This window comes from Streptomyces sp. S.PB5, from assembly GCF_030403745.1.
Classification (GTDB): domain Bacteria; phylum Actinomycetota; class Actinomycetes; order Streptomycetales; family Streptomycetaceae; genus Streptomyces.
This window is the reverse complement of sequence record NZ_JAQMWP010000006.1, coordinates 213,241-237,837: the sequence shown is the minus strand read 5'-3', so window position 1 is coordinate 237,837 and position 24,597 is coordinate 213,241. Positions and strand designations below refer to the sequence as shown.

Annotated in this window: 25 protein-coding genes and 1 tRNA gene; 14 read left to right on the top strand and 12 right to left on the bottom strand. The window is 71.9% G+C overall.

The window, feature by feature from the left end:
* Positions 1-8 precede the first annotated feature (8 nt).
* The 3 genes from PH203_RS17540 to PH203_RS17530 form a co-directional block, all read right to left on the bottom strand.
* Positions 9-1,580 (bottom strand): Stp1/IreP family PP2C-type Ser/Thr phosphatase, encoded by a 1,572-nt coding sequence (locus PH203_RS17540; protein ID WP_289921301.1) that lies wholly within the window; start codon positions 1,578-1,580, stop codon positions 9-11.
* A gap of 98 nt (positions 1,581-1,678) precedes the next feature.
* A complete protein-coding gene (locus PH203_RS17535) occupies positions 1,679-2,191 on the bottom strand; it encodes an FHA domain-containing protein (RefSeq protein ID WP_289920964.1) in 513 nt (170 codons plus the stop codon).
* A gap of 10 nt (positions 2,192-2,201) precedes the next feature.
* Positions 2,202-3,074 (bottom strand): DUF3662 and FHA domain-containing protein, encoded by an 873-nt coding sequence (locus tag PH203_RS17530; protein ID WP_289920961.1) that lies wholly within the window; start codon positions 3,072-3,074, stop codon positions 2,202-2,204.
* A gap of 475 nt (positions 3,075-3,549) precedes the next feature.
* Between PH203_RS17530 and PH203_RS17525 the strand changes: the two genes are divergently transcribed.
* Positions 3,550-3,633, top strand: a tRNA-Leu gene (locus tag PH203_RS17525).
* 113 nt (positions 3,634-3,746) lie between these two features.
* Here the strand turns inward: PH203_RS17525 and PH203_RS17520 are convergent.
* A complete protein-coding gene (locus PH203_RS17520) occupies positions 3,747-4,400 on the bottom strand; it encodes an NAD(P)H-dependent oxidoreductase (protein WP_289920960.1) in 654 nt (217 codons plus the stop codon).
* Positions 4,401-4,508: 108 nt separating this feature from the next.
* Between PH203_RS17520 and PH203_RS17515 the strand changes: the two genes are divergently transcribed.
* The 5 genes from PH203_RS17515 to PH203_RS17495 all read left to right on the top strand — a co-directional run bounded on the left by PH203_RS17515 (position 4,509) and on the right by PH203_RS17495 (position 8,402).
* Positions 4,509-4,868, top strand: a complete 360-nt coding sequence (locus tag PH203_RS17515) for a helix-turn-helix domain-containing protein (RefSeq protein ID WP_289920959.1) — start codon at positions 4,509-4,511, stop codon at positions 4,866-4,868.
* 192 nt (positions 4,869-5,060) lie between these two features.
* Positions 5,061-6,470 (top strand): DUF2252 domain-containing protein, encoded by a 1,410-nt coding sequence (locus PH203_RS17510; protein WP_289920958.1) that lies wholly within the window; start codon positions 5,061-5,063, stop codon positions 6,468-6,470.
* A 158-nt stretch (positions 6,471-6,628) separates the two neighbouring features.
* Complete coding sequence (locus tag PH203_RS17505; RefSeq protein ID WP_289920956.1) at positions 6,629-7,039, top strand: hypothetical protein; 411 nt, start codon at positions 6,629-6,631, stop codon at positions 7,037-7,039.
* Entirely contained in the window at positions 7,020-7,865 is an 846-nt protein-coding gene (locus PH203_RS17500) for a J domain-containing protein (protein WP_289920955.1), read from the top strand. The genes PH203_RS17505 and PH203_RS17500 overlap by 20 nt, the downstream gene beginning before the upstream one ends.
* A gap of 189 nt (positions 7,866-8,054) precedes the next feature.
* The gene (locus tag PH203_RS17495) at positions 8,055-8,402 is read left to right on the top strand and encodes a rhodanese-like domain-containing protein (protein ID WP_289920953.1); all 348 of its coding nucleotides are present in this window, start codon (positions 8,055-8,057) and stop codon (positions 8,400-8,402) included.
* A gap of 22 nt (positions 8,403-8,424) precedes the next feature.
* On the opposite strand, the gene PH203_RS17490 is transcribed toward PH203_RS17495, so the two are convergent.
* The 6 genes from PH203_RS17490 to paaA form a co-directional block, all read right to left on the bottom strand.
* Positions 8,425-9,558, bottom strand: a complete 1,134-nt coding sequence (locus PH203_RS17490; protein WP_289920952.1) for an acyl-CoA dehydrogenase family protein — start codon at positions 9,556-9,558, stop codon at positions 8,425-8,427.
* Positions 9,559-9,644: 86 nt separating this feature from the next.
* Positions 9,645-10,703, bottom strand: a complete 1,059-nt coding sequence (gene paaE / locus PH203_RS17485) for a 1,2-phenylacetyl-CoA epoxidase subunit PaaE (RefSeq protein ID WP_289920951.1) — start codon at positions 10,701-10,703, stop codon at positions 9,645-9,647.
* Positions 10,703-11,248, bottom strand: a complete 546-nt coding sequence (gene paaD / locus PH203_RS17480) for a 1,2-phenylacetyl-CoA epoxidase subunit PaaD (protein ID WP_289920950.1) — start codon at positions 11,246-11,248, stop codon at positions 10,703-10,705. The genes paaE and paaD overlap by 1 nt, the downstream gene beginning before the upstream one ends.
* On the bottom strand, positions 11,242-11,964 hold the full coding sequence (gene paaC, locus PH203_RS17475) for a 1,2-phenylacetyl-CoA epoxidase subunit PaaC (protein WP_289920949.1): 723 nt from the start codon (positions 11,962-11,964) through the stop codon (positions 11,242-11,244). The genes paaD and paaC overlap by 7 nt, the downstream gene beginning before the upstream one ends.
* Positions 11,961-12,248 carry a 1,2-phenylacetyl-CoA epoxidase subunit PaaB gene (paaB, locus tag PH203_RS17470; RefSeq protein WP_103554257.1) on the bottom strand — a complete coding sequence of 96 codons (288 nt, stop codon included), beginning with the start codon at positions 12,246-12,248 and terminating at the stop codon, positions 11,961-11,963. Before paaB ends, paaC begins: the two co-directional genes overlap by 4 nt.
* Complete coding sequence (gene paaA / locus PH203_RS17465) at positions 12,245-13,240, bottom strand: 1,2-phenylacetyl-CoA epoxidase subunit PaaA (RefSeq protein ID WP_289920946.1); 996 nt, start codon at positions 13,238-13,240, stop codon at positions 12,245-12,247. The genes paaB and paaA overlap by 4 nt, the downstream gene beginning before the upstream one ends.
* 280 nt (positions 13,241-13,520) lie before the next feature.
* Between paaA and PH203_RS17460 the strand changes: the two genes are divergently transcribed.
* The 3 genes from PH203_RS17460 to PH203_RS17450 are packed head-to-tail and all read left to right on the top strand — an operon-like array spanning position 13,521 to position 16,302.
* Positions 13,521-14,333 (top strand): DUF5819 family protein, encoded by an 813-nt coding sequence (locus tag PH203_RS17460; RefSeq protein ID WP_289920945.1) that lies wholly within the window; start codon positions 13,521-13,523, stop codon positions 14,331-14,333.
* Positions 14,330-15,556 (top strand): HTTM domain-containing protein, encoded by a 1,227-nt coding sequence (locus tag PH203_RS17455; RefSeq protein WP_289920944.1) that lies wholly within the window; start codon positions 14,330-14,332, stop codon positions 15,554-15,556. The genes PH203_RS17460 and PH203_RS17455 overlap by 4 nt, the downstream gene beginning before the upstream one ends.
* Positions 15,553-16,302 (top strand): TrmH family RNA methyltransferase, encoded by a 750-nt coding sequence (locus PH203_RS17450; protein WP_289920942.1) that lies wholly within the window; start codon positions 15,553-15,555, stop codon positions 16,300-16,302. Before PH203_RS17455 ends, PH203_RS17450 begins: the two co-directional genes overlap by 4 nt.
* 53 nt (positions 16,303-16,355) lie before the next feature.
* Here the strand turns inward: PH203_RS17450 and paaN are convergent, their stop codons facing one another.
* Positions 16,356-18,062, bottom strand: coding sequence for a phenylacetic acid degradation protein PaaN (gene paaN / locus PH203_RS17445; RefSeq protein ID WP_289920940.1), 1,707 nt, complete (start codon positions 18,060-18,062; stop codon positions 16,356-16,358).
* Between the two features lie 213 nt (positions 18,063-18,275).
* Here paaN and PH203_RS17440 point away from each other — a divergent pair, with 213 nt between their 5' ends.
* Complete coding sequence (locus tag PH203_RS17440; protein WP_289920939.1) at positions 18,276-19,793, top strand: 3-hydroxyacyl-CoA dehydrogenase; 1,518 nt, start codon at positions 18,276-18,278, stop codon at positions 19,791-19,793.
* Positions 19,790-20,380 (top strand): TetR/AcrR family transcriptional regulator, encoded by a 591-nt coding sequence (locus tag PH203_RS17435; protein ID WP_289920938.1) that lies wholly within the window; start codon positions 19,790-19,792, stop codon positions 20,378-20,380. Before PH203_RS17440 ends, PH203_RS17435 begins: the two co-directional genes overlap by 4 nt.
* 81 nt (positions 20,381-20,461) lie before the next feature.
* Here PH203_RS17435 and PH203_RS17430 read toward each other — a convergent pair whose 3' ends face one another.
* Positions 20,462-20,947, bottom strand: coding sequence for an Lrp/AsnC family transcriptional regulator (locus tag PH203_RS17430; RefSeq protein ID WP_289921300.1), 486 nt, complete (start codon positions 20,945-20,947; stop codon positions 20,462-20,464).
* Between the two features lie 189 nt (positions 20,948-21,136).
* Here PH203_RS17430 and pdhA point away from each other — a divergent pair, with 189 nt between their 5' ends.
* Genes pdhA through PH203_RS17415 form a run of 3 tightly spaced genes read left to right on the top strand, consistent with a single transcriptional unit; the run spans position 21,137 to position 24,596 of the window.
* Positions 21,137-22,267 (top strand): pyruvate dehydrogenase (acetyl-transferring) E1 component subunit alpha, encoded by a 1,131-nt coding sequence (gene pdhA / locus PH203_RS17425; protein ID WP_289920937.1) that lies wholly within the window; start codon positions 21,137-21,139, stop codon positions 22,265-22,267.
* Positions 22,264-23,268 (top strand): alpha-ketoacid dehydrogenase subunit beta, encoded by a 1,005-nt coding sequence (locus tag PH203_RS17420; protein WP_289920936.1) that lies wholly within the window; start codon positions 22,264-22,266, stop codon positions 23,266-23,268. Before pdhA ends, PH203_RS17420 begins: the two co-directional genes overlap by 4 nt.
* Positions 23,268-24,596: a dihydrolipoamide acetyltransferase family protein gene (locus PH203_RS17415; RefSeq protein ID WP_289920934.1), complete on the top strand. Its 1,329-nt coding sequence runs from the start codon at positions 23,268-23,270 to the stop codon at positions 24,594-24,596. Before PH203_RS17420 ends, PH203_RS17415 begins: the two co-directional genes overlap by 1 nt.
* The last annotated feature ends 1 nt before the right edge of the window (position 24,597 follow it).

Genomic DNA, 24,597 nt, shown 5'->3' with positions numbered 1-24,597 from the left:
CGGCTTGCCTACTGCGTACCGCACTGCCCGACGACCTGCTTCTCTTCGTCCGAGAGGGTGGGGCCAGGGGTGGGAGTGGGCGCGGTCGGGGAGGCGGACGCGTTCGGGGACGGTGAGGTCGAGGTGGACGGGGTGGGTGAGGCCTTGGACGTGAGGGAGGTCCGGGTGGTTCCCGTGGTGCCTCCGGCCTCGCCCTCGCCGGTCTTGGAGTTCTTCTCGCTCTCGGTGGCCTGGGCTTCGGCCTTCTTCTTGCACGCGGAGGCCTGTACCGAGAGTTCGTCGATTTTCTTCTGGGCGGTCTTGAGGTCGCCCTCGGCGATGGTGCCCTCGACGAGCTTCTGCTGGTACGGCGGCAGGTACTTGAGTTCGATCTCGGGGTGGTCCTTCTCCACCTCCGACAGCGAGACCCAGGCCAGGTCCTGGCTGATGCCCCGGTACAGCGCGACGTGCTCGTCGTTGGCGGCCACGTAGTACTGGGTCTGGGTCCAGCGCCAGCCGCCGTACAGGCCGCCGCCGATGATGCCGAGGGTGAGCGCGATGTAGAAGGATCTCTTCAGCCATTTGCGGCCCTTGCGGGGCTTGACGAAGTCCTCGTCGCTGTAGTCGCCGAAGCCGCTGGTGGGGATGAAGCCGGTGACGTCGTTGCCGGAGCCGGGCGGGCCGAACTCGCCGCCCCCGCCCTGTCCGGGCACCTGCCGGCCGAGTCCGGAGGCGCGGCCCGCGGGGGTCTGCATGATGCCGTTGTCGTGGAGCTGGAGCTGGTTCTCGGCGACCGCGCCGACCACGACCGGGGTGTCGGAGAGCTGTCCGGCGAGGGTGTCCCCGGTGTCGAGGTCCAGGACGTCGGCGACGATGACCGTGATGTTGTCGGGGCCGCCGCCGCGCAGCGCGAGCTGGATCAGCTCCTGCACGGTCTCCTGGGGGCCCTGGTAGCTGGCGAGGGTCTCCTCGAGCGTCTGGTGGGAGACCACCCCGGACAGGCCGTCGGAGCAGATCAGGTAGCGGTCGCCGGCGCGGACTTCGCGGATGGAGAGGTCGGGCTCGACGTGCTCGCCGCTGCCCAGCGCGCGCATCAGCAGGGAGCGCTGCGGGTGGGTGGTGGCCTCTTCCTCGGTGATCCGGCCCTCGTCGACGAGGCGCTGCACCCAGGTGTGGTCCTGGGTGATCTGGGTCAGTACGCCGTCACGGAGCAGGTACGCGCGCGAGTCGCCGACGTGGACGAGGCCCAGGCGCTGGCCGGTCCACAGCAGGGCGGTGAGCGTGGTGCCCATGCCCTCCAGCTGGGGGTCCTCCTCGACGAGGGCGCGCAGCTGGTCGTTGGCGCGCTGGACGGCGGTGCCGAGGGAGGTCAGGACGTCGGAGCCGGGCACGTCGTCGTCGAGGGCGACGATGGTGGAGATGGCCTCGGAGGAGGCGACCTCACCGGCGGCGGCGCCGCCCATGCCGTCGGCGATGGCGAGCAGTCGGGGACCGGCGTATCCGGAGTCCTCGTTGCCCTCGCGGATCATGCCTTTGTGCGATCCGGCGGCGAAGCGCAGTGACAGACTCATGCGCACCTCGCCCGTCGGCTCCGGGTACATCCGCACGGTGCCCACCCTCCGGTCGGGAGCGCGCCGGGGCCCGGGGTGGGGGCCGCCGCTGCGTGCTCGCTCCGCTCGCGCTCATTCATGACGTAGCACTACTTCCGCAGCTCGATAACTGTCTTGCCGATGCGGATCGGCGCGCCCAGCGGAATCGGTGTGGGGGTCGTCAGCCGGCTCCGGTCCAGGTATGTGCCGTTGGTGGACCCGAGGTCCTCGACGATCCACTGGCCGTCCCGGTCCGGGTAGATCCGGGCGTGTCTGCTGGAGGCGTAGTCGTCGTCCAGCACGATGGTGCTGTCGTGCGCCCGGCCGAGCGTGATGGTCTGGCCCTGGAGCGCGACGGTGGTGCCGGTGAGTGTGCCTTCGCTCACGACCAGCTTGCTGGGGGCGTTACGACCGCGGCGGCCGCCCGAGGGCTGCTGGCGCTGCTGCGGGGGCGCCTGCTGCCGCCCGGCTTGCTGCGGCCGGGCGGACTCACGCCGGGAGCCGCGCTGGGTGACGCGCGTACCGAACAGGTCGCTGCGGATGACCTGCACGGCCACGATCACGAACAGCCACAGTACGGCCAGGAAACCCAGCCGCATGACCGTGAGGGTCAGCTCTGACATTGCCCCCGCTTCACCCTTCGGCTTGCCGGTAAATGATGGTGGTGCTGCCCACGACGATCCGCGAGCCGTCGCGGAGCGTAGCGCGGGTGGTGTGCTGCCCGTCCACCACGATGCCGTTGGTGGACCCGAGATCCTGGATCGTCGAGGGCGTTCCGGTCCGGATCTCACAGTGCCGGCGGGAGACGCCGGGGTCGTCGATCCGCACGTCGGCCTCGGTGCTGCGGCCCAGCACCAGCGTCGCGCGGGAGATCTGATGGCGGGTGCCGTTGATCTCGATCCAGTGGCGGGTGCGTCCGCCGGGCGCCGGTGCTCCGGCCGGGCCGCCGGAGCGCGGGGCCTGGGCGGGCTGCGGGTATCCGTAACCGCCGGGGCGGCCGCCGGGCGGCGGCGCGGCCGGCATGGGAGGGGCGCCGGGAGCGCCCGCCGGGGCCGCGGGCTGCGGGTAGCCGTAGCCGCCGGCGGCCGTCGGCCGGGCGGCCGGGGCGGCGCCGGGGGCCTGCTGGTTGGTGGAGGAGGCGAGCGTGCGGCTGCGCACCCGGTACAGGCCGGTGTCGAGGTCGTCGGCCTTCTCCAGGTGGACCTTGATGGGGCCCATGAAGGTGTAGCGCTGCTGCTTGGCGTAGTCGCGGACCATGCCGGCGAGCTCGTCGCCGAGCTGGCCGGAGTAGGGGCTCAGGCGCTCGAAGTCCGGTGTGCTCAACTCCACGATGAAGTCGTTGGGTACGACGGTACGGTCGCGGTTCCAGATGGTCGCGTTGTTGTCGCACTCGCGCTGCAGTGCGCCCGCGATCTCCACCGGCTGTACCTCGGACTTGAACACCTTCGCGAAGGTGCCGTTGACCAGACCTTCGAGACGCTGCTCGAACTTCTTCAGGACTCCCATGGGGCACCTCCTCCGTAGCCGCTGCCGTCCTGCACCCCGCAGAGCGGGTACTGCCTTACCTGGTACTGCTTACTGATCGTATCCACGCGCCGGTAAATCGGCTGGTTCCCCCTGTCGGCCCCGTCGACGGATGTCGACGCCTCCGAAGTTCCCTGTGGAGCTCCTCTTCGAACTCCCCCGGCCAACTCCTCCTGTCAAGGATCGTAGAGGCGGCCGCAGACAAGTGTCCCGCACCTGACTGCGGACCCCGACCTGCTCCTGGGGAGACGGTCGGTACCGGTACGAGGTTGATACGTGAACAGACACGTGGTGATACGTAGCCGGAGGGCTCGTGGGTTGGTGCGGGATGTCTACGGCCCAGGTGAGCGGCTGCCCGCCGATAAGGGATGTGAACCCACCCCGGCCAGCGTGCTAATGTTCTGGATGTCGGAAGGCGCCAGCCCCAAGGGGAAACGGGCCCGAGGACACACCCAATGCGCGGGTGGCGGAATAGGCAGACGCGCTGGATTCAGGTTCCAGTGCCCGCAAGGGCGTGGGGGTTCAACTCCCCCCTCGCGCACAGCTGGAAGCCCCGCAGGTCTTGGACCTGCGGGGCTTTTGCGTTGTCCAGGGGCAGGCCGGGCGATGTCCCGGGTGAGGACAATCACACGGCGTGCTCCCGGATGCCGGTGCTCATGCGGCGAGGCGCTCGGCGAGGACCTTTGCCTTGGTCTCCGCGTCCTGGTGGGCACGCGCGCGGGAGGCCTCGTACAGGGGGATCAGCTCGGTCATGTCCGGGTTCTGCGGGGCCATGGTCAACTCCGGGACGATGAAGTCGAGGTCCATGGCGAGGGCGTCGGCGAAGACGGCCTGCAGGTAGTTCTGCACGAACTCGTAGCCCTCGCGCGGGGTGCCCGGCGCGTAGGAGCCGCCGCGGCTGGCGACGACGGTGACCGGGGTGCCCTTGATCTTCGAGTCCTCGGTCATGGCCGTGCGGCCCATGAGGATCACGTTGTCCAGCCAGGCCTTGAGGGTCGAGGGGATCGCGAAGTTGTACATGGGGGCGCCGATCAGCACGGCGTCCGCCCTCTCCAGTTCCTCGATCAGCTGCACGCGCGCGTGGAAGGCCGCGGCCTGCTCGGGGGTGTGCGTGGCGGGATCGGAGAAGCCGGCGGTGTGGGCGTCGGCGGTGATGTGCGGCACGGGGTTCTGGGAGAGGTCGCGGTAGATGACCTCTCCGTCGGGGTGCTGCTCCTGCCAGGCATTGCGGAAGGCGTCCGTGACGGAGCGGGAGGCGGAGACGCCGTGGGGGAACACGGAGGAGTCGATGTGCAGCAGGGTGGCCATGGGGATCTCCTGAGGAGCGGTGCGTGGCTTAAATTTCGTACCCGACTATTGATAACACAGGGACTTACTTTTTTTCACCCCCCTACGGGAGAGCAGTACCCTGAAGGCATGACGGTCGAGGAAAGGCACGGCACCGAGGCGTGCAAGCAGGTCGACAACGGGATCACCCGTGTCTTCCAGCTGCTGGGCAAGCGCTGGACCGGCCCGATCGTGGCCGTCCTGACGCCGGGGCCCGCCTACTTCGTCGACCTGCGCCGGGCCGTCCCCGGCATCAGCGAGCGGATGCTCTCCGACCGCCTCACCGAGCTGGCCGCCGCGGGGCTCGTGGTCCGCGAGGTCGACGAGGGGCCGCCGCTGCGGGTGTCGTACCGGCTGACCGAGGCGGGGGCGGCGCTGGAGCCGGCGTTCGCGGAGCTGCGGGAGTGGGCGGTGCGGCATCTGCCGGAGGGGACGCAGGGCGGATGCTGAGGCGCGTGACCGGGGGACGGATTTTCCACAGCAGTGGAGTTGTCCACAGGGTCTGACGTGTTTCGGCCACCGGCGGTACGGTCTGGACGAGTTGATGTTCGGGTGCGTGCGTGTTCGGGGGAGGCGGTCCAAGTGACCGAGGTCGGTGCGGGGACGTCTGCGGGACTTGCCGCGGAAGGTGCCGTCGCGGGTGTGGGCGAGAGTGCCGGCGAGGCGGTGCTCAGGCTGCCGAGGACGCGGGGGTTCGCCCGGTGGCCCGCGCAGGGGTCGCCCAAGGAGGAGGGCAGGACGCTGCGGCGGAAGGTGCCGCGCAGTGCGCACTCCGAGCTCGACCTCGACGGCGCGCGGCCCGACGCGGTGAGCGCGGTCGAGGAGTCCAGCCAGGGCCGTATCCCCGAGCTCACCCCGATACGGGTGGGACGGATGGCGGCCACGCCCTTCGCCTTCCTGCGGGGCTCGGCGGGCCTCATGGCGTACGACCTCGCCCGTACCCCCATGACCCGGATCCGCGCCCAGATCTGCGGCGACGCCCACGCGGCCAATTTCGGTCTGTACGGGGACGCGCGCGGTGGCCTGGTCATCGATCTCAACGACTTCGACGAGACGGTCAGCGGTCCCTGGGAGTGGGACCTCAAGCGGCTCGCCGCCTCGCTGGTGCTCGCCGGCCGGGAGGCGGGTGCGGACGAGGACACCTGCCGCGGCGCGGCCCACGGCGCGGTCGGTGCCTACCGCCGCACCATGCGGCTGCTCGCCAAGCTCCCGGTCCTGGACGCCTGGAACGCCATCGCGGACGAGGAGCTCGTCTCGCACACCGACGCCCATGACCTGGTCGGCACGCTGGAGCGGGTCTCCGAGAAGGCGCGGGCCAACACCAGCGGCCGCTTCGCGGCGAAGTCGACCGAGCCGACCGAGGACGGCGGGCGCCGCTTCGTCGACGCCCCGCCGGTGCTGCGGCGGGTGCCGGACGCGGAGGCCGCGGCGGTGGCCGGGGCGCTGGAGCAGTACCTGGAGTCGCTCGCCGAGGACCGGCTTCCGCTGCTGTCCCGGCACGCGGTGCACGACGTGGCGTTCCGGGTCGTCGGCACGGGCAGCGTGGGCACGCGCTCGTACGTCGTGCTGTTGCTGGACCACCGCGGCGAACCACTGGTCCTCCAGGTCAAGGAGGCCCGCCCCTCGGCGCTCCTGCCGCACCTGGTGACCGCGGGCTTCGACGCGCCCGCCGTGGAGCACGAGGGGCGGCGGGTGGTCCTCGGCCAGAAGCGGATGCAGGTGGTCAGCGACATCCTGCTGGGCTGGACGTCGGTCGAGGGCCGCCCCTTCCAGGTCCGCCAGTTCCGCAACCGCAAGGGCAGCGTCGACCCCGCCGCGCTCTCCGCCGACCAGATAGACGACTACGGCCGCATGACCGGAGCCCTGCTGGCCCGCGCCCACTCCCACAGCGCCGACCCGCGTCTGGTCGCCGGGTACTGCGGCAAGAACGAGGAGCTGGACGAGGCGATGGCCGCGTTCGCCGTGGCGTACGCCGACCGCACCGAGGCGGATCACGCGGAGCTGGTGGCGGCGGTGCGGTCGGGGAGGGTCGCGGCGGAGCTGGGGGTGTGAGGTAGGCCGAACTGGATGGGCGGGACGGGGACCGAACCGGGATCATCGATCCCCGGCCCTGTCTCGCGAAGCCGCCCGGGCTGGCGGAGCGGCTCCCGCCGGGGGCGCGGGCCTTCGCCACCGATCCGGGGCACTACGCGTTCGCCGGCAAGCGGTGCGTGAAGGATCTCAGGCCGCGGCAGGTGCGGCGCATCGGGGACGAGGAGATCGAGATCCGCTTCGGGCACAGCTGCTGGAAGCACGACGAGGATCTGGTCGTCCGGTACGGGGGTGTCTCGCGGTTCCAGGTGGACGTCCTGGACGGGTGCGACGTGGCCGCGCTCGGGGACGTGATTGTCGACGAGGTGCTGCCGGTCGAGGGCGGGTGCACACATGAGGTCGCGTGCCGGCCGGGGACGCTGGTCGTGGCCTGCCGGGACCTCGTGGCGGTGTGGGAGCCCGTGGTCTGCCCGGATGCCGGCGGTGAGGCTCCCGGGGCCGGGAGATCCCCGGGGCCGGGAGGCGGCCCAGGGCTGAGGGGCTGCCCCGGCCGTGGCCTACGCTGGTCGGGTGACGAGCCCGGAAGCTGAGCAGGGGGGTGTCGCCGGCGAGACGCGGGCGGTGCCTAAGGACGGTGCGCCCCGGCCCGAGGAGCGGCTGGAGCGGGCCGTGCGGGCCGCCGAGCAGGCGCTGATCGAGTACGAGATCGCGGTGGAGACCTTCCGGGTCGAGGTCGAGAACTTCTCCCGGCTGCACCACCAGAAACTCGGCCCGATGTACACCCGCCTCGACGAGCTGGACGCGCGGATCGCCGAGGTCAGGGCCGAGCGCTCCGGTGACCCCGAGGACCGGCGCAAGGCGGACGAGGCCCGGGCCCGGGTGATGCCGATGCCGGCCGTGGAGGAGCTGTTCCACGGCTGGATGGACGGGGACGGACTGTTCCCGGAGGCCGTGGCGATGCTCACGGACCAGCCGGTGCGGCCCCCGCAGCGGGTGCGGCCCGGCGACGAGGCCCGCAAGCTCTACCGCGAGCTGGTCCGCAAGGCCCACCCCGACCTGGCCCAGGACGACACCGAGCGGGCGCGGCGCGAGGAGTTCATGACCCGCGTCAACGCCGCCTACGCCCGTGGCGACGAGCCGCTGCTGAGGGACCTGGCCGAGGAGTGGGCGGCAGGACCGAAGCCGCCGGAGCAGGGGCCGACGGAGAGCGAGGAGCTCTACGCCCGCCTCGAATGGCTCTCCCGGCGCAAGGAACTGCTCACCGTGGTCGCGCGCGAGCTGGAGGAGGGCGCGATCGGGTCGATGCTGCGCCTGGCCCCGGACGATCCCGACAAGCTGCTGGAGGAGATCGCCGAGCAGCTGCTGGCGCAGGTCGCCGAGCGGGAGCGGGAGCTGGCGGAGCTGCTCGGGCAGTAGGCGTGCGCGTGCCGGTGCCGGTGCCGTGCGCGGGGCGGTGCGGGGTGGGCTCGTGGACGCGCCGGACGGCGGTAGGGGCGGACGGCCGACCGGCGCCGGGCGGCGGTGGGCGGGGGCGTCAGGTGGCGGTCCGGTGGGTGTGGATCCCGTGGCCGTCGGGTCCGAGGGCCGCTCAGGTAGCCTCGGGCCATGAGTTTCGGAGCTGCTTTGCCCTCGGTCGATGTCGCTGGTGTGCCGGCGGACGGGCTCGTGCTGGATGTCCGCGAGGCCGACGAGTGGACCGCGGGGCATGTCGAGGGCGCGTTGCACGTCCCCATGAGTGACTTCGTGGCGCGGTTCGGTGAGGTGACCGAGGCGGTGGCGGACGGTCGGCGGGCGTATGTGATGTGCCGCGTCGGGGGCCGCTCCGCGCAGGTCACCCAGTATCTGGTCCAGCAGGGCATCGACGCCGTGAACATCGACGGCGGCATGCTGGCCTGGGACGGCGCCGGGCGCCCGATGGTCACGGACAACGGGTCGCCGGCCTTCGTCCTGTAACCACCGCCCGCCGGAGCGGCCGTCAGCTCAGCGGATGTGCCGCCAGCAGGTCGCCCAGGGTCTCCTCATGGGCCGCCGCCGGGCCGAGCGACAGTTCCAGGTGCTTGGCCCAGGCGTGGTACCGGTGCAGCGGGTAGTCGACGTCGGCGCCGAACCCGCCGTGCAGATGCTGCGCCGTCTGCACGACCCGCCGTACGCCCTCGGAGGCCCAGATCTTCGCGACGGCCACCTCACCGGAGACGGGCAGCGCCCCTTGCGTCCCGGAACCGGTCCGCCAGGCCGCCTGCCACAGCGTGGCCTCCATCGCCTTCAGGTCGATGTAGCGGTCGGCGGCCTGCACGGCGACCGCCTGGAAGGTCGCCACCGGGAAGCCGAACTGCTCCCGCTTGCTGGTGTATTCGCTTGTCATCCGCAGGACCTGGCGGCCGAGACCGAGCGCCTGCGCACACGTCCCCACGGTCAGCAGATGCCGCAGCCACTCCCACGCCCCGTCCGCGTCGACGACGTCCCGGGACGCGATCCGGGCCGACTCCAGGCGCAGTTCGCCCAGCCGCTCGCCCGTGGTGGAGAACTGCTCGGCAAGCGAGACCCCCGCGCCGTCCGGTGCGACCAGCGCGAGCACCGTCCGCCCGGCCGCCGTGTGCGCGGGGACGATGACGAGGTCGGCGTCGTACGCCCACGGCACCGCGGTCTGCACCCCCTCCAGCACCCAGGCCGCGCCCTCCTGCCGTGCGGTGACGGAGAGTTCGGCCGGGTCGTGGCCGGTGCGGCCGCTCGCCGCGACGGTCAGTACGGCCTCGCCGCGGCCCGCCCGGGCGAGCAGCTCGGACCTCAACTCCTCGGTGCCGTAGGCCTGTACGGCCGCGGCGGCCGCGCTGCTCTCCAGCAGCGGCACCCGCGCCAGCACCCGCGCCGACTCGGCCAGCACCAGACACAGGGCCACGGCGTCCAGACCGGCCCCGCCGTACTCCTCCGTCAGCAGCAGGCTCAGCAGATCCGCCTCGGCGAGCCTGCTCCACAGCGCACGGTCGAACTCGTCGGCGACGGCCCCCACAGCGAGCGCCGGGCTCGGCACCCCGTCCGGCGCGACCCCGGCGAACACGCCCCGTGCCGCCTCGGCCGCCGCCTGCTGCTCCTCGGTGAAGGTGAAGTCCACGGTCCCTGTCCTTCCGACGGGCCAGCCGATCTGACGGACCGTCAAGATAGAACAGGTTCTAGAAGAAGGGAACGGGCCTGGTACTCCTACCTGTCGAAGTCCAGCTCCACCTGCTCCGTCGCCGGATGCGACTGGCACGCCAGCACATACCCCGCCTCCGTCTCCTCCGGCTCCAGCGCGAAGTTGCGGTCCATGCGGACCTCGCCGGAGACCAGGAAGGCCCGGCAGGTGCCGCACACGCCGCCCTTGCAGGCGTAGGGCGCGTCGGGCCGGTTGCGCAGAACCGTGTCGAGGAGGGACTCGCCGTCCTGGACGGGCCAGGTGCCGCCGCGGCCGTCGAGTCGGGCGGTGACCGTGCTGTGCGCGGGGGCCGGGGACCTCGGTGCGGAGGCCGCCGACTCGTCGACGTGGAAGATCTCCTCGTGGATGCGGGTGCGCGGCACGCCGAGCTCGCGCAAGGTGCGTTCGGCGCCCTGCACCAGCCCGAACGGCCCGCACAGGAACCAGCCCGCCACATCCGCCACCGGCAGCAGCGCGGGCAGCAGCCCCGTCAGCCGCTCCCGGTCGAGCCGCCCGGACGACAGTCCCGCCTGCTGCTCCTCCCGGGAGAGCACGGTGACCAGCTGAAGCCTCTCGGGGTAGCGGTCCTTCAGATCGGCCACCTCGTCCAGGAACATCGTCGAGGCGGCCGTGCGGTCGCTGCGTATCAGACAGAACCGCGCCTTCGGCTCACGCGCCAGCAGCGTCGAGACGATCGACAGCACCGGGGTGATACCGCTGCCGCCGACGATCGCCGCGTACAGACCGGGCGCGGGGTCGAGGGTGAAGCGCCCGGCGGGGGTCATCACCTCCAGCTCGTCACCGACGGAGATCTCCTTCAGGGCGTACGTCGAGAACGCGCCGCCCTCGACCAGACGTACGCCGACGCGCAGTTGGCGGGGTGCCCGGTCGGCCGGGGCCGGGGAGCAGATCGAGTACGTGCGGCGGATCTCCTCGCCGTCGGCCGTGCGGCGCAGGGCGAGATGCTGGCCCGGTGCGAACCGGTAGGCCTCGGCGAGTTCCGGCGGGACGGTGAAGGTGAGGGCGACGGAGTCGTCGGTGAGCCGGTCGACCGCCGCCACCGGGAGCGCGTGGAAGCGGGCCATCACAACTCCTTGAAGTGGTCGAACGGTTCACGGCAGTCGAGACAGCGCCGCAGCGCCTTGCAGGCCGTGGAGGAGAAACGGCTGAGCAGCTCGGTGTCGGCGGATCCGCAGTGCGGGCAGCGGACGGATTCCACGGGCTCCCCGGTCCGGGTCGGGCCAAGAGTCACCGGGACAGGCCCCTCCGACCCCTCCGTCCGCTGGACGCGGGGCGGGGCGATGCCGAACTCCCGCAGCTTGCGGCGCCCTTCGGCCGAGATGTCGTCCGTCGACCAGGCGGGCGAGAGCACCGTGCGCACGGTGACCTCGCGGACCCCGTGCGCCTGCAGCACCCGCTCGATGTCCGTGGACATCGCCTCGATCGCAGGACAGCCGGTGTACGTCGGGGTCAGCTCGACCTCGGCCGAGGCGTGCTCCGCGTCCTCGCCCCGGACGCGCACCGCGCGCACGACCCCCAGCTCCCGCAGGGTGAGCACGGGCAGCTCCGGGTCGGGCACCGAGCCCGCCAGTTCGAGGAGTTCCGCCTCCAGCGGTGTCACGGTCACCATGACGCCCCCGGGTGGCTGCGGTGCAGATGCTGCATCTCGGCGAGCATCCGCCCGAAGGACTCGGTGTGCAGGCCCTGCCGGCCCGCGCCGGCCGTCCACGCGCCCGTGCGGGGGCCCTCGGGGACGGTCAGGGTGGCGCGGTCCAGCACGGCCGTGACCGACGCCAGCCAAGCGGCCTGCATCGCGGCCCAGTCGGCGGCCACGCCCTCCACCGGCTGGAACATCTCCCCGGTGAACCGCCACAGCGCCTCGCACGCCCGCTGCATCCGCTCGTGGCTCTCGGCCGTGCCGTCGCCGAGGCGCAGCGTCCACTGCTCGGCGTGGTCGCGGTGGTAGGCGACCTCCTTGACGGCCTTCGCGGCGATCGGGGCGAAGGGGCCCTCGCCCGCGGCCAGTTCGGCGTACAGCAGATGCTGGTAGGTGGAGAAGTACAGCTGGCGGGCGATGGTGTGGGCGAAGTCGCCGTTGGGTTGTTCCACCAGCTGGAGGTTGCGGAAGGCGCGCTCCTCGCGCAGATAGGCGAGTTCGTCCTCGTCGCCGGCCATCGACAGCAGGACGCGGGCCTGTCCGAGGAGGTCCAGCGCGATGTTGGCGAGGGCGACCTCCTCCTCCAGCACGGGGGCGTGGCCGGCCCATTCGCCGAGGCGGTGGGAGAGCACCAGGGCGTCGTCGCCGAGGGCGAGGGCGGCGGCGTTCGCGGTCAGGTCGACGGTCACAGGTGCTTCACCCCTTCCGGGATCTCGTAGAACGTCGGGTGGCGGTAGGGCTTGTCGGCGGACGGCTCGAAGAACGGGTCCTTCTCGTCCGGCGAGGACGCGGTGATCGCGGCGGAGGGGACGACCCAGATGGAGACGCCCTCGCCGCGTCGGGTGTACAGGTCGCGGGCGTTGCGCAGGGCGAGCTCCGCGTCGGGCGCGTGCAGGCTGCCGGCGTGGGTGTGCGAGAGGCCGCGGCGGGAGCGTACGAAGACCTCCCACAGAGGCCAGTCGGTGTTCGTCATGCGCGCGTGGCTCCCGTCTCGGTGTGCGTGCCGCTGTGCTTGGAGGCGTAGGCCGCGGCGGCCTCGCGGACCCAGGCGCCCTCTTCGTGGGCGCGCCTGCGCTGGGTGATCCGCTGTTCGTTGCAGGGGCCGTTGCCCTTGAGGACGTTTTTGAACTCGGTCCAGTCGATGGCCCCGAAGTCGTGGTGTCCCCGCTCCTCGTTCCACTTCAGGTCCGGGTCGGGGAGGGTGAGGCCGAGGGACTCGGCCTGGGGGACGCAGATGTCGACGAAGCGCTGGCGCAGCTCGTCGTTGGAGTGCCGCTTGATCTTCCAGGCCATCGACTGCGCGGAGTGCGCCGACTCGTCGTCGGGCGGGCCGAACATCATCAGGGACGGCCACCACCAGCGGTCCACCGCGTCCTGGGCCATCGCGTGCTGCTCGGGGGTGCCCTTGCTCAGGGCCAGCAGGAGCTCGTACCCCTGGCGCTGGTGGAAGGACTCCTCCTTGCAGATGCGGACCATGGCGCGCGCGTACGGGCCGTAGGAGCAGCGGCACAGGGGGACCTGGTTGGTGATCGCGGCGCCGTCCACGAGCCAGCCGATGGCGCCGACGTCCGCCCAGGTCAGGGTCGGGTAGTTGAAGATCGAGGAGTACTTCTGGCGGCCGGAGTGCAGCTTGTCGAGGAGTTCGTCGCGGCCGGTGCCGAGGGTCTCGGCGGCGCTGTACAGGTACAGGCCGTGTCCGGCCTCGTCCTGGACCTTGGCCATCAGGATGGCCTTGCGGCGCAGGCTCGGCGCGCGCGTGATCCAGTTCGCCTCCGGCTGCATGCCGATGATCTCGGAGTGGGCGTGCTGGGCTATCTGGCGCACCAGCGTCGCGCGATAGGCGTCCGGCATCCAGTCCCGCGGCTCGATGCGCTCGTCGGCGGCCACGGCGGCGTCGAAGGCGCGCTCGTACGCGTCCTGACCTGCGGTGTCCGTCCTGTCGTACGCCTGCGCTGCTGTTGCCATCTGGCCCCCTCGACCCTGTGCGCTGCCCCGGGGCAGGCTCCCGACCGATCGTTCGGTTCGTCGATCCCATGGTGTGCCGGGCGCCGTAAGGTGTCAACCGCTGTGGATAACCTGCCGGTGTCCCCTGTGGACAGAGGGTTCGGCGGGCGAGGGGTGTGCCGGGCGGGCGGGCCTGAGTACGGTTCCGGTTGCGAGCGCGGCGGAGCGGTGCCTGCGGGCCGTACGGAGCTCTGCGGCCGGGCGGCCGGAAAGACGGACCGGAATCGGGAATCGGGGCGGAATGGACGCGTACGACACAGGCTCGGACGCCCGGCAGCGGCCGGACGGCGAGCCCGGGGCGCCGGAGGGGGGCGCCGGAGCGCGGGCCGTCCTGCCCGCGGCCGGCGAGCCCCTCGCCGTGCCTCACCCGCCACCGCCGTACGACCTGCCCCCGCCGCCCGAACCCCGTACCGGTGTGGCCGCCCTCTCGCTCCGCTACCAGATCGGTGCCGCGCTGGCGCTCGCGGTCGTCGCGGTCACCGTCTGCGTCCATCTCGGGATGACCTTTCTGCACGTCGCGCCGGCGAACGCGGTCACCAAGCAGCACGGCCAGGCGATCGACGACTGGATCTACCCCGAGTTCGAGCAGAACTGGAAGCTGTTCGCGCCGAACCCGCTGCAGCAGAACATCGCGGTCCAGGTGCGCGCCCAGGTGCTCACCGAGGACGGGACCGTGCGGACCACCGGCTGGTACGACCTGTCCGCCGAGGACGGCCGGGCCATCGACGGCAATCTGCTGCCCAGCCACACACAGCAGAACGAGCTGCGCCGCGCGTGGGACTTCTTCGTCGCCACGCACGGCACCGACAACCGGCCCGTGGGGCTGCGCGGCGCCCTGTCCGAGACCTATCTGCGCCGCATCGTGATGCTGCGCCTGGACCGCGACGACGCGGCCGGGCCCGGGGGCAGCGTCGAGCGGGTGCAGGTCCGGTCGCGTACGACCAGTGTGCGGCCGCCGAAGTGGAGCAAGGAGCAGGTCTCGCTGAAGCCCCTGTACCGCGAGCTGCCCTGGTGGTCGGTCACGTCGGCCGACCTCCCGGGAGGTGGCCGGTGAACCGCTTCGCCGTGGCGTTCTCCACCGCCGTCGCCCGGGTCACCGGGTCGGCGCTCGGCCCGTACCAGAGCGCCGTCGTCCGGATCGGCTTCAGTGCGACCTGGCTGCTGTTCCTGCTGCGCGAGCTGCCCCACCGCCAGGAGCTGTACGGCCCCGACGGCCCGTGGAGCCGGGACCTCGCCGAGCAGCTGATCGCCGGCAACGGCGCCTTCACGGCGCTGCTCTGGTCGGACGGCCAGGTCTGGTTCGAGAGCGTCTACGCCCTGGCCGTCCTGTCGAGCGTCCTGCTGCTGCTGGGCTGGCGCACCCGCACCATGTCCGTGCTCTTCATGGTCGGCGTGCTGTCGCTGCAGAACCGGTCCATCTTCATGGGCGACGGCGGCGACAACGTCCTGCACCTGATGTGCGTCTACCTCGTCTTCACGCGCTGCGGCCGGGTCTGGTCGCTGGACGCGCGCAGGGCGCGGCGCGAGAGCGAGGCACGCGCGCGTGGGGAGCGGGTCGTGGACCGGGTCGGCCCGGCCCTGTGGATCGTGCTCGGGCTGACGCTGATCGCGGTGACCGGGCTCGGACGGCTGGAGGGCGATCCGTTCATACCCGTGCTGCTGTGGACGGTGTGGCTGGGGCTCGGCCTGTGGTGGACGATCGGACAGCTGGCGCAGACGGACCAGCCGCGGATCCTCCTCGGCGTGATCGCCGACATCGTGCACAACGGCGCACTGTTCGTGATCATGGCCGAGGCCTGTCTGATCTACGCGACGGCCGGCTGGTACAAGATCCAGGGCTCGCGCTGGCAGGACGGCACCGCCGTCTACTACCCGCTCCACCTGGACTACTTCTCGCCCTGGCCCGCCCTCGCGGACGCACTGACTGCCAGCGCCGTCATGGTGCTGCTCGTGACCTACGGGACCGTCGCCGTGCAGGTCGCCTTCCCGTTCACCCTGTTCAACCGGCGGGTCAAGAACGTGCTGCTGGCCGCCATGATCACCGAGCACGCCGTCATCGCGGTCGTCCTCGGGCTGCCGTTCTTCTCGCTGGCGATGATCGCCGCCGACGCGGTCTTCCTGCCGACGTCGTTCCTGCGCCGGCTCGGCGGCTGGGCGGCACGCACGCGTGAACGGCTGACGGCGCGACTGGCGGCGCGACGGCGCGGCCGTACGCCGGTACCCGAACCACGCGCCCCGGAGAGCGCCGAGGAGGCGCACGTAGGCTTCACGGCATGACCGACCCCGCCGACCCCGCCGGACTCTGGCACCGCCTCGCCGACTCCTCCGTGCTGCTCGACGGCTTCCACGCCCTCAAGCACGCGGTGCGCTTCGGGGCCGAGATCCCGGTCGCGGTCACCACCGACCGCGCGGCCGCCCTCGCCCTCGCGGACGAGCTGGCCCCCGACGTCCGCGGGACGCTGGACGCCCTGCTGACCGAGGTCCCGGAGCCGGTGTACGCCTCGCTGGTGCCGCGCCCGCATCCCACCGCGGTCGCCGCCCTGGCCGTACGGCCGTCCCGCGCGGCGAATCTGGAGCGGCTCGCGCACCGCCCGCGCACCGCGCCCGTCGTGGTCCTCGACAACCCGCGCAACCTCGGCAACGCGGGCGCGGTCATCCGGCTCGCGGCGGGCTTCGGGGCGACCGGTGTGGTGACCACGGGGACGCTCGACCCGTGGCATCCGACGGTGGTGCGCGGCGGGGCCGGGCTGCACTTCGCGACCGCCGTGGAACGGACGGCCGTCGAGGAGCTGCCGTGGGGGCCGGTGTTCGCCCTGGACGCGGAGGGCGACGACATCCGGGGGCTCAAGCTCCCGGACGACGCCGTCCTCGCGTTCGGCTCGGAGCGCAGCGGTCTGTCGGCCGAGCTGCGCGCGCGTGCCGACCATCTGGTGTCCCTGCCGATGCGTCCGCAGGTGTCCAGCTACAACCTGGCGACCAGCGTGGGCATGACGCTGTACCACTGGAGCGCCGCCGGCTTCTGAGCGGATCCGGCGGAGCCGGCCGGCAACCCCTGGCCGTACCTCCAGCGGAGCGCTCAGGCCTCCCTGCGCACCTCGACCACCCGGAAGCGGTTCGCCACGAACGCCCCGTCGCACAGCGCGGCGTTCGCCGCCGGGTTGCCCCCCGACCCGTGGAAGTCGGAGAACGCCGCCGTCTGGTTGACGTACACCCCGCCCGTGAGGTTCAGCGACAGCTGAGCCGCCTCCTCCAGGCAGACCTCCTGCACGGACCGCTCGACCTCGTCGTCGGTGGTGTACGCGCCGACCGTCATCGCGCCCTTCGCGCGGATCGTGCGCCGCAGCAGCTCCACGGCGTCGGCCGAGGAGTCGACGGCGACCGCGAAGGAGACGGGGCCGAAGCACTCGCTCATGTAGGCGGCCTCGTCGTCCGCCCCTTCCCAGTACTTCCGTGCGCCGTCCAGCTTGACGACGACCGGTGTGCGCACGACCGCGTCCGGGAACTCCGGGTTGGCGATCTCGCGGGAGGCGAGGGCGACCTCGCCGAGGCCCGCCGCGGTCTCCAGGCGGGCCTTGACGTCCGGGTTGACGATCGCGCCGAGCAGGGCGTTCGCCCGGGCGTCGTCGCCGAGCAGGCCGTCCACCGCGCGGGCGAGGTCGGCGACGACCTCGTCGTAGGTGCGGGGGCCCTCCTCGGTGCGGATGCCGTCGCGGGGGATGAGGAGGTTCTGCGGGGTGGTGCACATCTGGCCGCTGTAGAGGGACAGCGAGAAGGCCAGGTTGGAGAGCATGCCCTTGTAGTTCGACGTCGAGTCGACCAGCACGGTGTTGACGCCGGCCTTCTCCGTGTAGACCTGTGCCTGGCGGGCGTTGGCCTCCAGCCAGTCGCCGAACGCCGTGGAACCGGTGTAGTCGATGATCCGGATCTCCGGGCGGGTCGCGAGGGTCTTGGCGATGCCCTCGCCGGGCCGCTCGGCGGCCAGCGCGACCAGGTTCGGGTCGAAGCCGGACTCGCTCAGCACCTCGCGCGCGACCTGGACGGTGAGCGCGAGCGGCAGCACCGCGCGCGGGTGGGGCTTGACCAGGACCGCGTTGCCGGTGGCCAGGGACGCGAACAGACCCGGGTAGCCGTTCCACGTCGGGAAGGTGTTGCAGCCGATGACCAGGCCGATACCGCGCGGGACCGGCGTGAACCGCTTGGTCAGCGCCAGCGGGTCGCGCTTGCCCTGCGGCTTGGACCACTCCGCGGTGTCGGGGGTGCGGACCTGCTCCACGTACGCGTACGCCACCGCCTCCAGGCCGCGGTCCTGCGCGTGCGGGCCGCCCGCCTGGAAGGCCATCATGAAGGCCTGGCCTGAGGTGTGCATGACCGCGTGCGCGAACTCGTGCGTCCGGTCGCTGATCCGCTTCAGGATCTCCAGACAGACCACCGCGCGGATCTCCGCGCCCGCCTCGCGCCACGCGCGCTGCCCCGCGCGCATGGCGGGCAGCAGCACGTCGATGTCCGCGTGCGGGTACGTGACCCCCAGCTCGATGCCGTACGGGGACACCTCGCCGCCCACCCAGTCGTCCGTGCCGGGCTGGCCGAGGTCGAGGCGGGTGCCCAGGAGGGCGTCGAAGGCGGCCTTGCCCGCCGCTGCGTCCAGGCTGCCGCTCTCACCGTAGGCCTTGGGGTGTTCGGGGTGCGGCGACCAGTACGCGCGTGTGCGGATCGCTTCGAGCGCCTGGTCGAGGGTGGGCCGGTGCTTGGCGATCAGCTCGTGGGCGGTCAGTTCGGCGGCCATGCGGGACCAACTCCTCGTCTGAAGAACTCTTCGTCGAGCTCATGACCTGGGCAGAAACAGGGGCAGGAAATCGAGAGGTGTGGCGCGAAGCGCCTCGAGCAGGGTGGTGGCGGGTGACGGGTGGGCGGGTCAGAGTTAGAGTAACCGAACGATCGGTCGGGACAAGGGGGTCCGCCGCATCTGTGGAAAACCCCGTGCGGGAGGATCGCGCACATGACAGCACTCGACCTCAGCAGCCCCGTGGCCGTCGTCGGCACCGGCACCATGGGCCAGGGCATCGCCCAGGTCGCGCTGGTCGCCGGCCATCCCGTACGCCTGTACGACGTCGCTCCGGGGCGTGCCCGGGAAGCGGCCGACGCGATCGGCGCCCGGCTCGACCGGCTCGTCGAGAAGGACCGTCTCACCGCCGCCGACCGGGACGCGGCCCGCGCGCGTCTCACGCCCGCCGACAGCCTCGCCGACCTCGCGGACTGCGCCCTGGTCGTCGAGGCGGCCCTGGAGCGGCTGGACGTCAAGCAGGAGCTCTTCCGGGCGCTGGAGGACGTCGTCGGCGAGGACTGTCTGCTGGCCACCAACACCTCTTCCCTGTCGGTGACGGCCATCGGCGGCGCCTTGCGCAACCCGGGCCGTTTCGTGGGCCTGCACTTCTTCAACCCGGCGCCGCTGCTGCCGCTCGTCGAGGTCGTCTCCGGGTTCGCCACCGACGTCACCTCGGCCACGCGCGCGTACGAGACGGCACGCGCCTGGGGCAAGACCCCGGTCGCCTGCGCGGACACCCCCGGCTTCATCGTCAACCGCATCGCCCGGCCCTTCTACGCCGAAGCCTTCGCGGTCTACGAGGCCCAGGGCGCCGACCCGGCCACCATCGACGCGGTGCTGCGCGAGTCGGGCGGCTTCAAGATGGGCGCCTTCGAACTCACCGACCTGATCGGCCAGGACGTCAACGAGTCGGTCACGCACTCCGTCTGGCAGTCCTTCTTCCAGGACGTGCGCTTCACGCCCTCGCTCGCCCAGCGCCGTCTGGTCGAGTCCGGCCGGCTCGGCCGCAAGAGCGGGCAGGGCTGGTACGAGTACGGCCCCGACGCCGAGCCCGCCGAGCCGCACACCGCGGAACCGTGCCGGCCGCCCGCGTACGTCGCCGCCGAGGGCGACCTGGGCCCCGCCTCCGAACTGCTCGCCCTGATCCGCGAGGCGGGCATCCAGGTGCGCGAGGACGAGGAGGACCACGGCACACGGCTGGTGCTGCCGAGCGGCGGCCAGCTGGCGCTCGCCGACGGGCAGACCTCCGTCGAGTTCCGGGACGTCGTCTACTTCGACCTCGCGCTCGACTACCGCCGCGCCACCCGCATCGCGCTGTCCGCCTCCCAGGACACCGCCCCGCAGACCCTCAGCGAGGCCATCGGTCTCTTCCAGGCGCTCGGCAAGGACGTCAGTGTCATCGGTGACGTGCCCGGCATGATCGTCGCCCGCACGGTCGCGCGCGTGGTCGACCTCGCGCACGACGCGGTCGCCAAGGGTGTGGCCACGGAGGAGGACATCGACACCGCGATGCGCCTGGGCGTCAACTACCCGCTGGGCCCCTTCGAATGGAGCCGCAGGCTCGGCCGCAACTGGGCCTACGCCCTCCTCGACGATCTGCATCTGCGCGACCCGAGCGGTCGCTACGCCCCGTCCCTCGCGCTGTACCGCCACGCGTACGCCACCGACAAGCGGGAGGGCAGCACCTCATGACCACCGCCAAGCGCGACACGTACACCCCGGAGACGCTGCTGTCCGTCGCCGTCCAGGTCTTCAACGAGCGCGGCTACGACGGCACCTCCATGGAGCACCTCTCCAAGGCGGCCGGCATCTCCAAGTCCTCGATCTACCACCATGTGGCGGGCAAGGAGGAGCTGCTGCGCAGGGCGGTCAGCCGCGCGCTGGACGGCCTCTTCGGGATCCTCGACGAGGAGCACGCGCGCGTGGGGCACGCGGTCGAGCGTCTGGAGTACGTCGTGCGGCGGATGGTCGAGGTGCTGATCACCGAACTGCCGTACGTGACCCTGCTGCTGCGCGTCCGTGGCAACACCGGCACCGAGCGCTGGGCGCTGGAGCGGCGCCGCGACTTCGACCACCGGGTCGCCGAACTGCTGAAGGCGGCGGCCGCGGAGGGCGATGTGCGCGGGGACGTGGAGGTGCGGCTCGCGACCCGGCTGGTCTTCGGGATGATCAACTCGATCGTGGAGTGGTACCGGCCGGACGGGCGGGGCATGAGCGAGCGCGAAGTGGCGGACGCGGTCGTGCAGCTGGTGTTCTCGGGGCTGCGCAAGGAGCACTGAGCCGGGAAGGGGCCCGCAGCGCGGAAAGGGTTCACCCCTGCTCGGCCCCGTTCCGCCCTGCTCGGCCCTGCTCGGGCAGGTTCAGGCCTGCGGTTCCAGGTCCTCCTCCTCGAAGACCAGCAGCGTGCGCGTGCTGAGCACTTCCGGGATCGCCTGGAGCCGGGTCAGGACCAGCTCGCGCAGGGCCCTGTTGTCGGGCGTGTGGACCAGCAGCAGGACGTCGAAGTCGCCGCCGACCAGGGCGATGTGGGAGGCGCCGGGCAGCTGGATGAGCTGTTCGCGGACCGTGCGCCAGGTGTTCTGGACGATCTTCAGGGTGATGTACGCCGAGGTGCCCTGACCGGCGCGTTCGTGGTCGACGCGGGCGCCGAAACCGCGGATCACGCCGTCCTCGACGAGACGGTTGATACGCGCGTAGGCGTTGGCGCGCGAGACGTGGACGCGTTCGGCGACCGACCTTATCGACGCCCGGCCGTCCGCCTGGAGCATCTTCAGGATGTCCTCGTCGATGGCGTCGAGGGGACGCGGGGGCGGCAGCGGGCGGCCGCCGTCCGGGCTTTCGGCCATTTGTTCAGGTGCCATGTCCCCCCGCCTCCCTACCATGGACGTACTGCGTTCATTTCAGGCTGTGCAGAACCGTTTGTCCACAGCCTGAGGGTGCCTGTAGCCAAAATGTGCCGACGACCGAACAATCGGTAGGTGAGGCGCATCACAACCGTGACGCGTCTGAAGCCGCTCCCACGAGGAGGTGCCGTCATGACGGTCATGGAGCAGCGGGGCGCGTACCGGCCATCGCCGCCGCCCGCCTGGCAGCCCCGCACGGACCCCGCGCCGCTGCTGCCCGACGCCGAGCCCTACCGCGTCCTCGGCACCGAGGCGGCCACGCAGGCCGACCCTGGCCTCCTGTGCCGCCTCTACGCCGAACTGGTGCGCGGCCGTCGCTACAACGCGCAGGCCACCGCCCTCACCAAGCAGGGCCGCCTCGCCGTCTACCCCTCCAGCACCGGCCAGGAGGCCTGCGAGGTCGCCGCCGCACTGGTCCTTCAGGACCGTGACTGGCTCTTCCCCAGCTACCGCGACACCCTCGCCGCCGTCGCCCGCGGCCTCGACCCGGTCCAGGCGCTGACCCTGCTGCGCGGCGACTGGCACACCGGCTACGACCCGCGCGAACACCGGATCGCCCCCCTGTGCACCCCGCTCGCCACCCAGCTCCCGCACGCCGTCGGCCTCGCCCACGCCGCCCGCCTCAAGGGCGACGACGTGGTCGCGCTCGCCATGGTCGGCGACGGCGGCACCAGCGAGGGCGACTTCCACGAGGCGCTGAACTTCGCCGCCGTCTGGCAGGCCCCGGTCGTCTTCCTGGTGCAGAACAACGGCTTCGCGATCTCCGTACCGCTCGCCAAGCAGACCGCGGCCCCGTCGCTGGCCCACAAGGCCGTCGGCTACGGGATGCCCGGCCGGCTGGTCGACGGCAACGACGCGGCCGCCGTGCACCAGGTGCTGAGCGATGCCGTACGGCACGCGCGCGAGGGCGGCGGACCGACCCTCGTCGAGGCGATCACCTACCGCGTCGAGGCCCACACCAACGCCGACGACGCGACCCGCTACCGCGGCGACTCCGAGGTCGAGACCTGGCGCCGGCACGACCCGATCGCGCTCCTGGAGCATGAGCTGACCGCGCGCGGACTCCTCGACGACGACGGCATCCAGGCCGCGCGGGACGCCGCCGAGACCATGGCCGCCGACCTGCGCGAGCGTATGAACCAGGACCCGGCGCTGGACCCTATGGACCTCTTCGCCCATGTCTACGCCGAGCCCACCCCGCAACTGCGCGAGCAGCAGGCCCTGTTGCAGGCCGAGCTGCACGCGGAGGGAGAAGAGCGATGACCACCGTCGCGGTGAAGCCCGCCACCATGGCGCAGGCCCTCACGCGCGCGATGCGCGACGCGATGGCCGCCGACCCGACCGTGCACGTCATGGGCGAGGACGTCGGCACCCTCGGCGGGGTCTTCCGGGTCACCGACGGACTCGCCAAGGAGTTCGGCGAGGACCGCTGCACCGACACCCCCCTCGCCGAGGCCGGCATCCTCGGCACGGCCGTCGGCATGGCCATGTACGGGCTCAGGCCGGTCGTGGAGATGCAGTTCGACGCGTTCGCCTATCCCGCGTTCGAGCAGCTGATCTCGCACGTCGCGCGGATGCGCAACCGCACGCGCGGCAGGATGCCGCTCCCCATCACCGTCCGCGTCCCCTACGGCGGCGGCATCGGCGGCGTCGAGCACCACAGCGACTCCTCCGAGGCGTACTACATGGCGACTCCGGGGCTCCATGTCGTCACGCCCGCGACCGTCGCCGACGCCTACGGGCTGCTGCGGGCCGCCATCGCCTCCGACGACCCGGTCGTCTTCCTGGAGCCCAAGCGCCTCTACTGGTCGAAGGATTCCTGGAACCCGGAGCGTCCGGCGGACGTTGAACCGATAGGCCGCGCGGTGGTGCGGCGCTCGGGCCGGAGCGCCACGCTCATCACGTACGGGCCGTCCGTACCCGTCTGCCTCGAAGCCGCCGAGGCGGCCCGGGCCGAGGGGTGGGACCTCGAAGTCGTCGACCTGCGTTCGCTGGTGCCGTTCGACGACGAGACGGTCTGCGCTTCGGTACGGCGGACCGGACGCGCGGTCGTCGTACACGAGTCGGGTGGGTACGGCGGGCCGGGCGGGGAGATCGCGGCCCGGGTCACGGAGCGCTGCTTCCACCATCTGGAGGCGCCGGTGCTGCGGGTCGCCGGGTTCGACATCCCCTATCCGCCGCCGATGCTGGAGCGTCACCATCTGCCCGGCGTGGACCGGATCCTGGACGCCGTGGGGCGTCTGCAGTGGGAGGCCGAGGGCTGATGGCACGCGCTTCTGACATGCACAGCCTGGAGTTCAGGCTCCCCGACCTCGGGGAGGGGCTCACCGAGGCGGAAATCGTCCGTTGGCTCGTCGAGGTCGGGGACCTCGTCGCCGTCGACCAGCCGGTCGTCGAGGTCGAGACGGCCAAGGCACTGGTCGACGTGCCGTGTCCGTACGGCGGTGTCGTGACGGCCCGCTTCGGCGAGGAGGGCACGGAGCTTCCCGTGGGGGCGCCGCTGATCACGGTGGCCGTGGGGGCGTCCGTCTCCGACGGCCCGGCGCAGGCGGACGGCGAGCGGACCGAGGGCTCCGGGAACGTGCTGGTGGGTTACGGCACTTCGGAGGCACCGGCCCGGCGGCGCAGGGTACGGCCGCAGCAGCGGGTGTCGGCGGCGTCGAACGGGCGGCCGGAGGCTCCCGAGCCGGTGGAGGGCCCCGTCCCCGTGATCTCGCCGCTGGTGCGCAGGCTCGCCCGTGAGAACGGCCTGGATCTACGGCAGTTGACCGGCTCGGGACCGGACGGGCTGATCCTGCGGGCCGACGTCGAGTACGCGCTGCGAGCTGCTGAAGCGCACGCACGCGTGGCGCCCGTGGCACCCGCACGCGTGGCGCCCGCAGCACCCGCGGCCACCGCCGCCGGAGGCATCCGCACCCCCCTCAAGGGCGTCCGTGGAGCCGTCGCCGACAAGCTCTCCCGGAGCCGGCGCGAGATCCCCGACGCGACCTGCTGGGTGGACGCCGACGCGACGGAACTGATGCGTGCGCGTACGGCGATGAACGCGGCCGGGGGCCCGAAGATCTCGCTCCTCGCCCTTCTCGCCCGTATCTGCACCGCCGCCCTCGGCCGGTTCCCCGAGCTCAACTCGACCGTCGACACGGAGGCCAGGGAGGTCGTCCAACTCGACCATGTGCACATCGGGTTCGCGGCGCAGACCGAGCGCGGGCTCGTCGTGCCCGTCGTCCGGGACGCGCACGCGCGGGACGCCGAGTCGCTGACCGCGGAGTTCGCCCGGCTGACCGAGGCGGCGCGGGACGGAAGGCTGACACCCGGCGAACTCACCGGCGGGACCTTCACGTTGAACAACTACGGGGTCTTCGGGGTCGACGGCTCCACGCCGATCATCAACCACCCCGAGGCGGCCATGCTCGGCGTCGGCCGTATCGTCCCCAAGCCGTGGGTGCACGAGGGCGAGCTGGCCGTGCGGCAGGTCGTGCAGCTGTCGCTCACCTTCGACCACCGGGTCTGCGACGGAGGCACGGCGGGCGGCTTCCTGCGCTACGTCGCGGACTGTGTGGAACAGCCGGCGGTTCTCCTGCGCACGCTCTGAC